This is a genomic window from Limobrevibacterium gyesilva, assembly GCF_025989185.1.
Classification (GTDB): Bacteria; Pseudomonadota; Alphaproteobacteria; order Acetobacterales; family Acetobacteraceae; genus Limobrevibacterium; species Limobrevibacterium gyesilva.
Map to the genome: position 1 here is coordinate 335,816 of NZ_JAPDNT010000001.1, position 15,909 is coordinate 351,724.

Sequence of the window (15,909 nt, forward strand, 5' to 3'; positions counted from 1 at the left end):
TCTGCGCGTGTCAGGAAACCTTCCTGATCGGCGACCACACCGTACCGCGCGTGTCACCGGTACGCTCAAGCGCGTCACGCATGATCTTCGCCAGAGCGGGGGTGAGGAAAGGCTTCATCAGAACCCACCGCTCGCCGCTGATGCGCTCCTCGTCGCGATACCCAGTCATGAATACGACCGGCAATGACGGCTGCGACCGGCGCGCGATCCGTGCAACCTCGGCCCCGTTCATGTCCGGCATGGCGAAGTCCACCAGAAGCAGATCGACACGCAGCCCGTTCTCTAGCAGCTGCACCGCCTCCCGGCCGCCCTCCATCTCGATCGTCGTATACCCGCTTGCCGACAGCATGGCGGCCACGGTCTCACGAACACTTGGATCATCCTCCACTAGCAGGACCTTGCAGCCCCCCGGCCCCGGGGCATCTTGTGCCGGGCGCCCGGCCGTTCCTCCCGGGGGATTGATCACAGCATCAGGCACGACCCCCGACCCGGCGATCGCCCGCGGGAAATAGACCTTCACCGTCGTGCCCACGCCGATGTTACTGTCGATCCGCACCCCACCGCCCGATTGTGTCGCGACGCCATAGACTTGGCTGAGCCCCAACCCCGACCCCTTACCGGGCGGCTTCGTCGTGAAGAACGGCTCGAAGACATTGCTCAGCACCTCCTCCGTCATGCCCGTCCCGGTGTCGGCAACGGACACAACGACATAGCTACCCACCGGCAGATCCGGCGTGGCCCCCGCAGGTCCCAGGTCCTCGTTGGTCGTCGCAATCGCCAGTTGACCGCCATCCGGCATGGCGTCGCGTGCGTTGATGGCCAGATTCAGGATGACATGCTCGATCTGGATGGGATCCGCCAGCGCCGGCCAGAGTTCAGCGCCGAGATGCGTCTCGATCCGAATCGTGGGCCCGAGCATGCTGCGCAGCAACTCGCTCATGTTGCGTACGACCCCGTTCAGATCCACCCGTGTCGGCGCTAGAGCCTGTTTGCGCGCGAAGGCAAGCAGTTGCCGTACGAGAGCCGCGCCCCGCTCGGCCGCCTGCAGGATGATCGTGATACGGCGCGCATGCACGGGATCGTCATGCAGATCACGGTCCAGCATCTCGGCATTGCCGGTGATGGATGCCAGAAGGTTGTTGAAGTCGTGCGCGACTCCCGATGTCAGCCGGCCGATCGAGGCCATCGTCTGCGCCTGGCGCAACCGGTCCTCGGTCTGGCGGCGGGTGGTGATGTCAGTGTACAGCGTGACGAAGCCGCCATCGCCGACGGGATTGCGCCGCAGTTCCAGCACTCGCCCACCCGGACGGGTGCGCTCGATCGTGCCCGTGCTGCCACCCGTCCGCAGCCGTGCCATACGCCGCGTAACCTCGGCCTCGATGTCGACTTCGCCGAACTCGCCCGCCATGGCCTGCGCTCGCAGGATCACCTCCATGGGCAGGCCGACCTGCAGCATCTCCGGCGGAACGCCAGTGAATTCAGGAAAGTGTTGGTTCCACGCCACAAGCTGCAAATCTGCGTCGACCATCATCACGCCGTCGGTCATGCCCGAGAGTGTGGCTTCCAATTGTGCTGCCTTGGCCTGCGCGCGTGCATTGGCCTCGGCAAGCACCGCACTATCGTGCGCGAGGGCCTTCTCTCGCCGGCGCGCACTCCGCCCCTCTCGCAGCAGCAGCCACGTCATCAACAGCGCCAGCACCGTGATGCAGGCGGCGAAGACCACCGCGCCCCGCTCCCAGATCATCAGCGCGTGCAACGCCTCGTCCCGGTCGACGCCCACAAGCACAGCCAGCTCGCGATCCGGGACGCTGCGGAAGGCATGGATGCGTTCAATCCCGTCCGGCGCCGAGGGACCCAGCCACTGCCCATTGGGCGAGGCCTGCAGCGCGGCGAAAAGCGGGGTGCCGGCAATGTTCGCATTCGGCTCGGCCGGCACCGGGCCAACCAACGTACGCAGTCCGCCGTCGGATGTGCTGACCACGCCGATCAGCCCGCGCGCGCCCACCTCGACCTTGCCGTAGAATTGGGCGAGCGCAGCCGTGTCGTACGATGCAGAGACGACGCCGGCGAACACGTCGCCGTCCCGGTCCAGCCGGCGGACAAGGTTCAACTGCCATTGCCGCGTGGTGAGGCCCTGCACGAGCGTGCTGATGAACATCTTGCCGTCATCGGTCGGCAACGCCGCCTCGTGGCGGAAGTAGTCACGGCCGCTGACATCATTGCCGATGATTTCAGGGCGGGTGCTTGCCCACACAATTCCCCGCTTGTCCGCCACGAACACCTGCAAGGATGCATCGGTCAGCATCACCAGCTGCCGGCTCCAGGCGGAGAGGTCGAAATGCCCGGGGTCGTTCTGCCACGCCGCCTCCAGGATGCGCAGGGTCTGATCGATCGTAAGCAGTTGCCGGCGCAACTGCTCCTCCAGGATCAGCGCCTTGTTGCCCACTTCCCCCTCGACGCGCGCCAGCGTCTCGGCATGCTGCACGCGGAGGGTGCCGTACGCGCCGATCCAGGCCAGTGCAACCAGCATGCACGCCGCAGCAACGATGGCGCCTTGCCAGGCCAAGCGGAATCCGCGTGTCGGTGCCGCCGCAGGATCGCTCAACTGGACCTGCGCGCAGCGAATATCGCCAACCCTTTCCTCCGTCGGCTCATGAGCGCTTCGCATTATTCGATCCCAATCCGGCTTGCTCTGCGACATGGTCACGGCGACGACGACAGACCAAATCGCCAACAGGCCCATTTCGCGAGTCAGCCCCTTCGCGAGTCAGCCCCCCGGACAGGAGAGCAAGTTGACGCCCGGACGGCAATGAATATCAAGCGACCCGGCGGCTCTGAAGGCCGACGCTCGCCCGATCTTGTAGGACAATCTCCCAAGATCCCACCGCTTTTTGGCCTTTGGGCCCGGCCTGGCCGACCGAATTTATGGTGTCGCCACGAAATGCGACTTAGTACGCCCAGCGGACGCCGCATCGAAGTAATCCGAGATTGACCTGCCCCCCTGAAACTCCTCCATCGGGATGTAGAGTCCGGCCCATTGGAAGGGACGGACGGATGAAGCGATCGAGGTTCACAGCAGAGCAGATCATCGCGATCTTGCGGGAGCAGGAGGCGGGCGTGCCGGTGGCGGAGCTGTGCCGCAAGCACGCGGTGAGTTCGCCGACGTTTTACAAGTGGAAGGCCAAGTACGGCCGCCTGGAAGTCTCCGAGGCTCGGAGGCTGAAGGCGCTGGAGGACGAGAACGCCAAGCTGAAGCGGGTGCTGGCGGACGCCATGTTGGACAACGTGGCGCTGAAGGACCTTCTGGGAAAAAGTGGTGCCGCCCGCTGCGCGTCGGGAGGCGGTGGCGCATCTGCGCCAAGCCTACGAGATGAGCGAGCGGCGGGCGGTCCGGGTGATCGGGGCCGACCGGTCCAGCGTCCGCTACCGGTCGAGCGGACCGGACGACGCTCGGCTGCGGGAGTGGCTGAAGGCCCTGGCCCAGGAACGGCGGCGCTTCGGCTATCGGCGTCTGTACGTGCTGCTTCGGCGCGAAGGCCATGCGGTCAACAGGAAGCGCGTCCAGCGGCTTTATCGCGAGGAGAAGCTGACCGTGCGCCGGCGCGGCGGGCGCCAGCGGACCTTGGGCGAGCGGCGGCCGATGCAGACGCCCCAGGCAGCCAACCAGTGCTGGAGCCTGGGCTTCGTCGCCGACCAGATGACCGACGGCCGACGGTTCAGGATCCTGGAGGTGTATGACGGCTGCACCCGCGGGTGCCTGGCGCTGGTGGCCGACACCTCGATCGGCGGGCGGTGCGTCGCGCGTGACGCTGGACGCCGTCATCGCCTGGCGCGGCAAGCCGGTGAGCATCGTCAGCGACAACGGCACGGAGCCGACCTCCAACGCCATCCTGGCGTGGGCGGACGAGCGCAAGGTCGGCTGGCATTACATCGCGCCCGGCGAGCCCCAGCAGAACGGCTTCAGCGAGAGCTTCAATGGCCGCCTGCGCGACGAGTTCTTGAACGAGACCCTGTTCCGGTCCCTGCCGGACGCCAGGGCCAAGCTGGAAGCGTGGCGACGGGACTACAACGAGGTGCGGCCCCACTCGAGCCTCGGATACCTCACGCCCGCAGCCTGCGCCTACGCCCCCCGGCGAAGAGGTCGGCCGGCGCGCCGCGAACCCCGACCACTTCGCGCGCCGGCCTCTTGCCAGCCGCGACGACGAAGGATCAGGTCAACCCCGGACTCTCAATACGACTGGATGAGAAACGGGGGCAGATCACGACCAGACGGGCATGTGGCACGGCGCGGCAACGCGCCCCCGCCCGATCCGGCTGGTCTTGTCGAGACCGTGTGCGGCGCCACCACTCCTGTCACATCACATTCCGCGGTCGTCGCTACATTTTGCGTGGGATCGCACCGCAGGTCAGGTTCGGCACACGGGCGAGCTGGACCGCTCTACTATCCACCGGTCGATAGGAAACGGGTCAGTGAAAGGCTCTGTATTGATGCGATCAACTGGTAGGACGCTTGAAGCCGATTCTGGACTGACGACAATTCTGATAGACTTGTAGCCATATCCGTGTCTTCAATACTGCTCAACTGTGCCTGCAGCGTCGTGGACACCGTGCCAAGAGTGGCCTTCGAATCGCTCAGCTGCGTCTGGCGGTCTCCGAGTGCCCCTGCATCCACGTTCAATGCGCTGATTGCATCACCTAGGCTGGTTCGTGTATCCAAAACCAGCTGCGAAAAACCTGGCACCGAAGCCTGCCCACTGCTGAGTGAGCCCAAAGTCGCCAGTCCTCGCATGATATCGCGAATATATGACCCTGTTGTCGAAGTCCCAGCCGATGGGGCATCGCCATTTGCGCTCGCTACGATCCCTACAGGCACGAATTGCCCCTGCCCCACCTGGATAGACGGCCGGGATGCAGTCAATGTAGCGGCCGGTTGTGATAGTGATGCCGAGAATGGTGATAGTGGTGCCGCATTCGAGGACGCGATCGAAAGTGTGTTTGCGACCGTCGCTGCTGCGCCGTTTGCACCCAATGCCGAAACTGCGGCCGATATTGCGGTCGTGAACCCCGATTGCCAGATCGCATCTGGGTTTGGTAGGGGTGCCTGGCTGCTATCCTGTCCAGCGAAAACGTAAACGTCGCCGAATTTGCTGTCGAGAAACGCAGTCACATCGCGCAATGCGGACCGCGCTGACGCGGCGATACTGTCGATCTCCGACGCATTCAACCCGTTCAAGTTGTTCGTCTGGGCGTAGAAGCTCGACGCGATCGCACTAATCTGCGAGAGTGCGCTCTGCGCTACGTTCATCCGACCGGTGGCGGAGTCTATGTTGCGTACCCACACGTCGTTATGCGCAATCTCCGTGCGCATCTGAAGTGCCATGCCGGTGGACGACCCCAAACCCCCGTATGTGGCGGCGTTCTTTCCGCTGCTGACCTTCCGCGTAAGCGCGTCGAGCTGACTGCGTACAGACGCGGCATTCGCGATAAGCAGCCCGACGGTCCCGGCCGTCGCGCTATCGTAGCTGCCACCAACCCCATCAATGCCTGCGCTCACCGTCATTTTCAATTCACCATCTGAAGCAGTTGTGCCCATAGCGCCTGAAGTGTCGCAACCACTTTCGCATTGGCCGCATAGGAATTCTGCAGACGCACGAGCGCTGCCATCTCCGTGTCAATACTGACCGCTGACGCCTTCGACAGGCTACTCGCCAAGACGTTCTGAAGATCCGTCTCCGCGGTCGCCTTGCTCGTGGCATCTGCGGTGTCCTGCGCCTGCCCTGAGACCAGGGCGACCGCGAAATTGGAAATGTCCGTCACAGGAGCCGTGGGCCCGTTCAGGGCTCCAGAGGGCCCGAGCCCGACCATTGCTGGCGCCCGCTGTGGAGTCCCGAGTTGCGACTCGCTGCCGAGAGCATACGTCAGCACCCGCGCAATAAGATCGCCGAATCCCGCCGGACCGCCGGGGGGATTCGGCGTAAACGCGCTGGCGCCGCCCGCGCCCGCCACAACCGCGTGTGTCCCATCCCGTACCAAGCCGGGTTGTGCCGCAACAGCCGGATTCACCTTGATTGACGCGCTGTAGCCGATATACCCAGACTGGACCGGCCCTCCCCCCCCGGCAACCGGAACGTTGCTGCTGCCATCCGTGAACAGTGCCAAGCCTTGTGCATCGAATCGGGTCGACAGCGTATAGGAGAACTCGTCCAGCTGTGCTTGGTATAATGGTATTGTCGTATCGCGGAGCGTCAGGTTCGCCCCCAGTGAGCCGCCTGACAACTGCTGGGTCACGTCGACACCGTTCAATGTCACGGCTGGCGTCCCTCCCCCAGGATAGAAAGAGCCCGATCCCAACGCTGCGTTCTGTACGCCGAATGGCGCGCCATTGACGGAAACGGGGAGGCTCAGGCCATTCGTTGTCATGACGAGCATCTCACCATTTGGCCGCTCGAGGAATTTTGCCCCGATGAGACCTGCGACGGTGTTCATTGCCGCGTCGCGCTGGTTCTCATAATCAGCGGTGTCCTGGCCGGTCGCCTTGGCCTGCATGATTTGTGCACTGAGCTTTGCGATGCTCGATAACCCGGAATTGAGCGCTGCAACCCCCGCCACGACAGCGTCCTGCGCATCCTGGCGTGTTGCCGTGTAAGACGCCGAGAGCGTGTTCAATTTGGTTGCCAGGGACTGTGCTGAACTAAGCACTGCGCGCTGCTGGACCACGTTATCGGGGCTGCTGGACAGGGTCGAAAAGGAATCCTGAACATCGGAAACCAGGCTAGCAAGGTCTGTCCCCTGGCCCGTTGACCCCTGGAGCGCATCGAGCTTCTGTAGGGCTGCCTGCTTTGTGGTGGCCTCTGCCACTATACCTGCCTGGGTGAAGAACCGCGCCTGCAATGCAACATCGACGTCACGCGCCGTCGGCCCGATCTTAACGCCCCCGCCACTTCCGGCGGTCGCAGTATTTGTCTGAGTCGCGACTTCACGGGCATAGCCTGGTGAATTCGCATTCGCGATATTCTGCGAGGCAATGGATAGTCCATTATTAACGTTCCGCAGACCACTGGACGAAATCGCAAGAACGCTCTCAAGGCTCATGGTATCGGCTCTCTAACGCGGTCTATCGCTTCATGTCGACGGTCTGCTGCAGGAGCTCGTCTGCTGTTGTTATCATCTTCGCGTTTGCCGAGTAGGCGCGCTGCGCCACTATCAACCGGGTGAACTGAGTCGCGATATCGACGTTCGATTGCTCGACCGACCCCGTCACAATGCCCCCCGCCCCGTTCGTGCCGGCGTCATTCGTCAGCGGAACGCCCGAGGTCGTCGTGGCTGTGAAAGATTGCCCATCCTGGCGTTGCAGCGCGTCCGGGTTGTTGAACGTAACAATCGGAACCTGAGCGATCGTGCGGGATTGCCCATTGTCGTAATTCACGACCACGCTGCCGGCCGACGTTGTGGAAACACTGCTGAAGCTTCCGGGTGGCACCCCATTCTGCGAGATACCTCTCAGAGCATAGGAGGAACCCGCATATTGTGTCACGCCATTCGTTTGGCCGTAGTCGCCGAGGTTGAGGACGACGTTTTGCGCACCATTACCGAAGTCCACGGTGAACATGAGAGTTGCCGGCTTTCCGGCGGCAAATGCCGACGTGGTCACGGTCCCGGTTCCACCACTCACGCTCCCGACCGTTCCGTCCGTGACCGGGTTGCCGCTGGTGACTGCCCCAAACTTCACATTGGCGGATCCAACGGCGGGTGCAACGATGTCGTCGGGGACGTTGACAGCAACATTCCAGTCGTTCTGAGCGTTCTGGGACCAGTTCAGTGTCACGACGTGAGGGGTTCCAAGGCTGTCGTATATGCTAACCTGCGATGACACCAAGGCGCCTGCAGCTGGTGTGGCCGGAAGGTTTGCGGAAAGGTCAACCTGCGTCGTAGCGACCGGGTTATAGACGGACTGGCTCACCTGGATCGGGGCTACGGCGTTGCGATTGACCACCCCAGTCGCCGCATTCACCGACCATCCATTAAGGTACTCACCCGCGCTGTTCACCAGGTAACCATTCTGATCCATCTGGAAGTCGCCCGCGCGCGTGAAATAGGGCGTGGGCGAGAATGCCACCTGGCTCCCGCGCGTGCTGACCGGGTGGCTTACGGGAAAGAACCCTTGCCCTGCGATTGCGAGCCCGAGGGGGTTATTGGTTTGGGCGACCGTCCCTTGGACAGTATTGGTGTAGTCCGGCCGCGCGACAACGGCGCCTGGGTTGTTCGCCGTCGCCGTACTTGTGGTGAGATAGTCGACAAAGGCCGTATCGACGCCCTTGTATCCGATCGTTTGACTGTTCGCGATGTTGTCACTGATGTTGCCGAACGCGGACGACTGCGCGCTCAGTCCACTAATGGCGGTATTCATCGCTCCGAAGAGGGACATCGAGATCTACTCCGTGTCTCAGCTTTGCCGAATGCGGCATGTGGGTGTCTGCCACCATCTGGCATTATTCGTGCCAGATGGTGGTCGGAGCGAACCTGCTGGACGCTCGTGAATTTCTGAGGCTGAACGGCATCCCCCGGCAATTGCTGCCCGGCAATATCAGCCGGCCGGCGTGAAACGCCCTCCTGTTTCCCTGATAAACCTTTACGCAGCGGGAATCTGTGTAGGTTTGGCGCCGATGAGGTGGAACTTGTCGGTGATAAGGGAGGCGAGTTCGGCCTTCCGCTGTTCGATGGTGTCGAAGAAGCTGGCGATCGCGGCGCGGAAGGCGGCGAAGGTCGGATAATGGGTATTGCTGAGGGTCTTCTTCTTGAAGAATCACCACAGCCGCTCGATCAGGTTCAGGTTCGGCGCGTAGGGTTGCAGGTAGACCAGCCGGACCCGACAGTCCGCGCCGGCCAGCCACTCACGCACGGCTGCGGCTCGGTTGTAGGTGGCGTTGTCCACGATGACGTTCACTGCGATGGCGGTCGGATGCCGCGCCTGCAGGTCCTGGAACAGGGCGATCATCTCGGCGGCGGTGATCTTGCTGGCCGCGCGGTGCACGACCTCGCGCGCTGGCCAACTCAGCGCTCCATTGAGTGTCACGTTGGCCCGGCCGTGATTGCTTTTCAGCACCCGCGTCTCGCCCTTGCGGATCCAACCGCAGGCGGGATGTGCGTCATAGGCCGGATGGGTGGCATCCACGAAGTAGAGCGGCTGGTCCGGGTTCGCCGCCGCCTGCGCCATCAGCGGCGCCAGCGTCTGTTCCAGAAAGGCCTGCTGTGCGGCGGCGTCCGCCTTGGCCGGAACTCGCTTGGGCCGCTTCCAGATAAAACCGAGCCGTCCCAGCAGCTTGGCCATCGCGTGCGGCGTGTAGTCCACGCCGAACCGTTGTGCCACGAAGTCGCAGACTTCCTTGGCGCTCATGTAGAGCCTGGCGCAAAGCTCGGCTTCAACTCTGCCGCATTGTTCTGCGGTCAACGCTGGCACGCTGCCGGTGCAGGCCAGATGTTCGATCCCGGCCCGCCCTTGGGTCGCATACAGCCGCCGGTGCTCTCGCACCGTCTCGGCCTCGATGAACAGCGCCTCGGCAATGCACTCAGCAGGCCAGCCGTCATCGAGCAGAACAGCACGTTCATCCGGCGATGCACCGCGCTGTTCAGCTGCCGACGCATCATCGTCAGAAAATATGCGCGATCCGGGGCGCTCAACACCAATCCAGCCATCGCCGCAGCGAATCCCACCGCGCCGCGTCGAGGCAACCGCAATCAAACGGAAACCCGCGGAGTCGGGGTTTACCAACGACTGGCCAAGGTGGGTGGAGCAGTGGCGCAGGAATTGCTTTCAGGCATGACGTGATCGCAGATAGCACAGGACCATGACCCCCTTTCCCCCTCATCCATCAAGCGGCCCGCCGCTTGATGGCATATCACATTTGGCCGGCATTGCCGCTGCGCCTGCACGCCAGCGGTCAGATGCGAACCTCTTCGTGCAGGCATTGGCGAAGGTATGCTCCGACTCCGCGTGCACGATGCACCCGGACTTATCTGCGGTGGCATCGTCCCAGGACGTCAGCTTCCGCACTATCATGGCGCCTGGGATGCGCTCGACCGCTGAACGCGCCTCTACACCGGACGTCGCCGCGCAAGGCGGATTGCCACCAGCGAATGTCGGAATCCCGGATCGCCCCGTCCCCACTCTTTCGTCGTCCCGTCAGACTCTCCGCGACCGCCCCAAGGGACCGCCGCTCGTCGGAGGCTCCGACAAGGACCAACAGTCGCCAGATCTGGCAGCGGTGGCGCCGACCTCCTGCGAGATGCCCCGCGCCTGCCCACCCAATCCCGCGCCGGCGCCAAGCCCCTCATTGCCCTGTCATGCGCGCCCGTCCGACGACTCCGAACCCGGGACGACTCCCACACCGTGCGGAAGGACCGCGGGACCGGACGATACCTACATGGAACCGCTGACAATCCACTCTCAAGCTCCAGGTGGCGACCGATCAGAAGCCTCCTCGAGCTCGCTCTTCGACGACCTTCCTGCGGCCGCCCCGGACACAACGCAGCTCCGTCAGCCCCCTGGTCTCCGGCACCTGTCCCCGCCGCCTGCTGCCAACACAGGGGACGCTGCGCCTCTTGCCAGCCCCGAAACCCACGAAGTCTCCGACGCATCCCGCAGCAAAAACAGGTCTGGTCTCGACGTTGGTACTATGGTGCGCTTTCCGTCACCTGCCGAACAAGCGGCCCACTGCGTGCACCTCATCGCCAATAGCAGCGCTGGTCAGCAAAGGCTCACCGTAAAGCTGCACCCGGTGGAGCTCGGTGAGGTCACTTTCCGGCTATCAAGCAAACCTGGCGGTCATCAGAAGCTGGAGATCTCCGTCCAACGCCCGGAAACCCTGAGGCTCCTACTCGCTGACAGCGCGGCACTACATCAGGCCCTGGACAACGCCGGCGTGCCGCCCGAGAGCCGGTCCATCCGCCTGGTGGCGCCTCAAGATGCCTCTCGCGCCGATCTGGTGGCCACTCCAGACCCCGGGCCCGCACTCGCACCGCCCGCGCCCCAGGACGCGGCCCATTCAGGAGATCCGAATCCGCGTCGCCGCGAAGACGACGTGCCATGGAATCACGGCCCGCCCGCTACCGAGCCACTCTCGATCGACGACGCGACGGCACCACAGAGCACGACCACCACGCCCTGGCGGACACTCAATATCGTCGCCTGACACAGATTGGAGGTCCCATGACCATTGTATCCACCGCCAACGCGAACACACAGTCTGCTGCCGCGCAAGCGGCTATGGCCGTCACAAATGGACAATCCCCGCCGACGACCACGGACTCCGCATTGGGTTCGCTGTCCGGTAACTTCAACAGTTTCCTGAAGCTGCTGATGACTCAGCTCCAGAATCAAGATCCCACAAGCCCATTGGACGCCAACCAGTTCACGTCGCAACTCGTGCAATTTGCTGGCGTTGAACAGCAAATCAACATGAATTCGAGCCTTACGCATTTGATTGAGATCACCCAGGCCAATTCCACGCTGCAATCCGCAGCCATTGTTGGTAAGCAGGCTTCTGTCACTTCAGATCAGATCGAACTCCTGAACGGTTCCGCACAATTGGCATTCAATGTCGGCTTCCCCGAGGATGTCCGGGTTCTCGTGACCAATACCGTAGGCACGGCCGTCGTCGATTCGGTCCTCTCGGCCCAGGGCGGGACGAATGTATGGACATGGAACGGCCTTGATCAATCCGGTCGTACCGTCCCCGACGGCATATATAAGGTTTCCGTTGCGCCGGCGGCGGGCGGCCAGAATGCCATCCCCATCGTGATTACTGGAGTCGTAACCGGCGTCACGGCAGATCCTGCCGCACCTCAGTTGCAGCTCGGCTCAATTTCCGTCCCGCTTAGCGCATTGCAATCAGTCCACAGCTAGAAAGGCCGGCGGCGGCCTGACGATCCGGCGCCGGGCGCCGGGCAAAAATTGCCCGGTCGGTTACCGATCGTTAGCCTCTTTCCGCCATCCTTCGTCTTCGGCACCACATTACACCCCGAAGAGGAGGATATGACGGCGTGACCACGCGCGCTCTCTGGTACTCCGCCGGGCCTTCGCCACACGCCACAAGCACGACTCGTTTGCGGGTACACGCCTTGGCCCAGCCGGCCTCATGACCCCACTCATTCAGAGTCTGATGGCCCTCGGACCCGCCCGGTTGATTGCCTTGGGGGTTGCGACCGTCATCACATTCATGCTGATTGCTCTCCTCGCCTTCCGCTCCCCCGAGGAAAGGATGGCACTACTCTACGCCGATCTCGACCTGCGGGACTCGTCGCAGATCGTCGAGCGTCTTGACCGGCTCCACATCTCCTATCAGCTCCGAGATGGCGGTTCACAGATCCTGGTCCCGGCCGACCAGGTCACTCGCAGCCGCGTTCTGCTGGCCAAGGACTCGCTCCCCGTGGGTGGTTCCGTCGGGTATGAGATATTCGATCGTGGGGATGGCTTCGCGTCGAATCAATTTCAGCAACGAATGAGCCAGTTGCGGGCGCTCGAGGGCGAACTGGGTCGCACGATCCGCACGATCAGTGGCATTCGGGGAGCCCGCGTTCACCTTGTCCTGCCGGTGCGAGAACCGTTCACGCGCGAGAAGCAGGAGGCCCAGGCGTCCGTCATGCTGACCACGGGCGCGGCCGCGCCGCTCGATCAAGAGAGCGTCCAGGCGATCATCAATCTCCTGACCGCCGCCGTGCCTGGCCTGCGTCGGCAGAACGTCGCGATCACCGATAATCATGGAACGCTGCTCGCCAGTGCCCGCGATCAGGACCAGAACTCGCAGTTGCAGTCCACGGAAACGATGCGCCGCAATCTTGAGGTTCGGCTCGCCCGGGCCGTCGAGCAGATGCTGGAACGCAGTCTAGGACCGGGCCACGTTCGTGCCGAGGTAACCGCCGACGTCGACTTCGAACGCGTAAATGAATCACAGGAGCGATTCGACCCCGAAAACCAGGTTGCACGCAGCATGCAAGCGGTCACGGCTGGCATCAAGACGACTGAATCGTCGCAGAATGTATCGGTGCAGAACAATCTGCCAAACGCTGACGCCGGGAGCACACCGTCCGGCAGCCAGGAGAATCGTCAGGAGGAGACCACCAACTACGAGATCGGCAAGACAATGCGCACCATCGTACGTGAACAGGCACTCGTTCGCCGGCTGAGTATCGCCGTAATGGTGGACGGTGCCGATGAGCGGTCGCCGGACGGAACCGTTACATGGAGACCTCGGACGGCCGACGAACTCGAAAGAATTGGCCGCCTTGTCCGGTCGGCAGTTGGCTTCGACCAACGGCGTGGCGACCAGCTGGACGTGATAAATCTGCGCTTCGCCTTTGGAGATCCGGTCCCTCCGCCTCATCCTGCTCTGTTCCTCGGGTTGCCAATCGACAAGCCGGATCTCCAGGGCCTCGCTCGGATACTGATCATGGGTCTGATCGCCGTCGCCGTATTACTTACCGTTCTTCGCCCCCTGGTACTCCGGCTCTCGACAGCTACCGGTCAGAACTACCCGTCGCTCGCCCCTTCATTCGCGAACTCATCGGCTGTCCCTTACGGTTCCTTGGAAAGCGCCGATACCGAAGCTGTTGGCGGCCGCCATCGGCTACTGCAAGGTCCTTCCTTGTCCTCGATCGCGTCGGCCGATCTTGCGCAACAGGCCGGCCGGTCCGGCGTAACCGATCCCCTGACATCAAGAGGCGACAGTGACGAGAGCATGATTCAGATCGCAAACATAGAGGGGCAACTCCGGGCCTCCTCGATCCGTAAGTTGAGCGCCCTGGTAGAGCGCCACCCTGATGAATCTCTGTCGATCATACGCGCCTGGTTGCAGCAGGACCCTGGCTGATGGCCCGCCCTGATGAATATCGTGCTCTGAACGGCCCCCAGAAAGCGGCGATCCTCATGTTGACTCTCGGGGAGGAACAGTGCGCCCGGCTGTTCAGCATGATGCATGAGGATGAAATCAAGGAGCTCTCCGCAGCCATGGCGCAGCTTGGGGCTGTTCCATCAGATACTGTCGAGCGTCTGTGTACGGACTTTGTGGAGAGCCTCGGTGGTGCCGGCAGCCTCGTGGGCAGTTTCGAGAATACGGAACGCCTTCTTATGAAGTCGCTGCCGCGTGACCGCGCCATGCAGATCATGGAGGAAATTCGCGGGCCTGCCGGACGGACCATGTGGGACAAGTTAGGAAATGTGAACGAGGTCGTTCTGGCGAACTACCTGAAGAACGAATATCCACAAACCGTGGCGGTAGTGCTCTCGAAGGTCCGGCCCGACCACGCGGCCCGTGTCCTGACCCTTCTCCCGGATGGCTTCGGAATGGAGGTCGTCATGCGCATGCTCCGGATGGAAAGCGTGCAAAAGGATGTCCTCGACGGCGTTGAGAAGACGCTTCGTGCCGAGTTCATGTCGAACCTCTCCCGCAGCATCCGGCGTGATGCGCACGAGATGATGGCAGAAATCTTTAACAACCTCGACCGGCACGCCGAGACGCGGTTTATCACCGCACTTGAGGAGCGCAACCGGGAGGCCGCCGAGCGGATTAAGTCTCTGATGTTCACCTTCGACGATCTCCAGAGACTGACGCCGATGGCTGTTCAGGCCCTGTTGCGCGTCGTGGAGAAGGACAAGCTCCCCCTGGCTCTCAAGGGCGCGTCCGAAAAGCTCCGCGAGCTGTTCTTTGCGAATCTCTCGGAACGCGCGGGCAAGATGCTCAAGGAGGACATCAATGCCCTCGGAGCAGTCAAGCTGCGTGATGTTGACGAGGCACAGGCCGGTATTGTCGCACTGGCCAAGGACATGGCCGCGCAAGGACAGATCGAGATCAGTGAGAGCAAGGACGAGGAGCTAATATACTGATGTTTCCTACTTCCCATGATTGAGACTGTTGAGGACCTCATATATGACGACTTTGACAACCCACCTGAGGTACCCGCGGACGACACGCCGGAAAGTCAACGCGATGCGGATCCGGCGTCCGACCTGGCATTCGACCTCGACGCCCTTCGACAAGAGGCCTATGCGGCGGGTTTACGGGACGGCGCCGTAGAGCGGAGCCAAGAGCGATTGGCAGCCTCCGCCCGTACGGTAGGACTCGTTATGGAGCGGCTCACCGCGGTCCGTCGTGACATCGATGACGCGGCTTCTGCCACCGCCGAGTCGATCGCGAGCGTAGTGTTCGCAGTACTCCTCCAAGCCTTTCCCGCAACATACGCCAGGAGCGGCTCGGCGGAAGTTGCCCACTTCTCAAAGCGGATTCTCCCTCTCCTGAGATTTGAACCGGATATCCTCGTGCAGGTTGCTTGCGGCGAGTTGCCCGCAGCGGAACAAATCCGTGCCGATGTTCCGACGGATCTACGTCGCCGCGTTCGGGTTGAGGTGGGTGACGATCTGCAGCCAGGCGACGTTCGGATTTCCTGGCAAGATGGCCAGACAAGGCGAACTGGCGCTTCCCTGCAGGCACACGTCATCGACCTGCTTCGCGAACTGGGCTTAACGTCGGAAGCACCGGTGTCCATCGCCGCCGTCAGCAACTCAGATGTAATGTGAGTAACACCGTGACAGAAAATATGGATCTTTCGGAGTTGACGGAACTCTCGACGACGGCGTCTGACACCAGCATCACCAAGTCAGCTCGTGATCTCGAAGCGGTCTACGACATTCCGGTGACCGTGAGCGCAGTGCTTGGGAAAGCCACAATGCAAGTCAATCAACTTCTGAAGCTTGGACGCGGTGCCGTCGTGGAACTTGACCGGAAGCTCGGTGAGGCGATTGACATCTACGTCAACAACCGGCTCGTCGCCCGTGGTGAGGTCGTGATGGTGGATGATAACAGGCTCGGGGTCACGATGACCGAAATCGTGAAGGCAGACCGGTCTCTGTAGGAGGCT

The 15,909-nt window shown here is 62.4% G+C and carries 12 protein-coding genes and 1 pseudogene; 8 read left to right on the forward strand and 5 right to left on the reverse strand.

Going from position 1 to position 15,909, the window contains the following annotated elements; all coding sequences use genetic code 11:
- Positions 1-10: 10 nt before the first annotated feature.
- On the reverse strand, positions 11-2,743 hold the full coding sequence (locus OL599_RS01660; protein ID WP_264711854.1) for a PAS-domain containing protein: 2,733 nt from the start codon (positions 2,741-2,743) through the stop codon (positions 11-13).
- A 311-nt stretch (positions 2,744-3,054) separates the two neighbouring features.
- Here OL599_RS01660 and OL599_RS01665 point away from each other — a divergent pair.
- Positions 3,055-4,122 (forward strand): annotated as a pseudogene (locus OL599_RS01665) (IS3 family transposase); the annotation flags it as partial.
- 319 nt (positions 4,123-4,441) lie between these two features.
- On the opposite strand, the gene OL599_RS01670 reads toward OL599_RS01665, so the two are convergent.
- Genes OL599_RS01670 through flgE form a run of 3 tightly spaced genes read right to left on the reverse strand, consistent with a single transcriptional unit; the run spans position 4,442 to position 8,425 of the window.
- Entirely contained in the window at positions 4,442-5,593 is a 1,152-nt protein-coding gene (locus OL599_RS01670) for a flagellin N-terminal helical domain-containing protein (RefSeq protein ID WP_264711855.1), read from the reverse strand.
- The gene (gene flgK, locus OL599_RS01675) at positions 5,563-7,092 is read right to left on the reverse strand and encodes a flagellar hook-associated protein FlgK (protein ID WP_264711856.1); all 1,530 of its coding nucleotides are present in this window, start codon (positions 7,090-7,092) and stop codon (positions 5,563-5,565) included. The genes OL599_RS01670 and flgK overlap by 31 nt, the downstream gene beginning before the upstream one ends.
- 22 nt (positions 7,093-7,114) lie before the next feature.
- The gene (gene flgE, locus OL599_RS01680; protein ID WP_264711857.1) at positions 7,115-8,425 is read right to left on the reverse strand and encodes a flagellar hook protein FlgE; all 1,311 of its coding nucleotides are present in this window, start codon (positions 8,423-8,425) and stop codon (positions 7,115-7,117) included.
- Between the two features lie 44 nt (positions 8,426-8,469).
- Between flgE and OL599_RS01685 the strand changes: the two genes are divergently transcribed.
- On the forward strand, positions 8,470-8,601 hold the full coding sequence (locus OL599_RS01685; RefSeq protein ID WP_264711858.1) for a hypothetical protein: 132 nt from the start codon (positions 8,470-8,472) through the stop codon (positions 8,599-8,601).
- Positions 8,602-8,803: 202 nt separating this feature from the next.
- Here the strand turns inward: OL599_RS01685 and OL599_RS01690 are convergent, their stop codons facing one another.
- Positions 8,804-9,769 carry an IS630 family transposase gene (locus OL599_RS01690; RefSeq protein ID WP_264711859.1) on the reverse strand — a complete coding sequence of 322 codons (966 nt, stop codon included), beginning with the start codon at positions 9,767-9,769 and terminating at the stop codon, positions 8,804-8,806.
- Between the two features lie 946 nt (positions 9,770-10,715).
- Between OL599_RS01690 and fliK the strand changes: the two genes are divergently transcribed.
- From fliK to fliN, 6 genes are all read left to right on the forward strand, one after another.
- Positions 10,716-11,189 (forward strand): flagellar hook-length control protein FliK, encoded by a 474-nt coding sequence (gene fliK, locus OL599_RS01695; protein WP_264711860.1) that lies wholly within the window; start codon positions 10,716-10,718, stop codon positions 11,187-11,189.
- A 17-nt stretch (positions 11,190-11,206) separates the two neighbouring features.
- Positions 11,207-11,902, forward strand: coding sequence for a flagellar hook assembly protein FlgD (locus OL599_RS01700; protein ID WP_264711861.1), 696 nt, complete (start codon positions 11,207-11,209; stop codon positions 11,900-11,902).
- Positions 11,903-12,134: 232 nt separating this feature from the next.
- Positions 12,135-13,865 (forward strand): flagellar basal-body MS-ring/collar protein FliF, encoded by a 1,731-nt coding sequence (gene fliF / locus OL599_RS01705; RefSeq protein ID WP_264711862.1) that lies wholly within the window; start codon positions 12,135-12,137, stop codon positions 13,863-13,865.
- Complete coding sequence (fliG, locus tag OL599_RS01710) at positions 13,865-14,878, forward strand: flagellar motor switch protein FliG (RefSeq protein ID WP_264711863.1); 1,014 nt, start codon at positions 13,865-13,867, stop codon at positions 14,876-14,878. The genes fliF and fliG overlap by 1 nt, the downstream gene beginning before the upstream one ends.
- A 15-nt stretch (positions 14,879-14,893) precedes the next feature.
- The gene (locus OL599_RS01715; RefSeq protein ID WP_264711864.1) at positions 14,894-15,568 is read left to right on the forward strand and encodes a FliH/SctL family protein; all 675 of its coding nucleotides are present in this window, start codon (positions 14,894-14,896) and stop codon (positions 15,566-15,568) included.
- 20 nt (positions 15,569-15,588) lie between these two features.
- Positions 15,589-15,903 (forward strand): flagellar motor switch protein FliN, encoded by a 315-nt coding sequence (fliN, locus tag OL599_RS01720; protein ID WP_264712316.1) that lies wholly within the window; start codon positions 15,589-15,591, stop codon positions 15,901-15,903.
- The last annotated feature ends 6 nt before the right edge of the window (positions 15,904-15,909 follow it).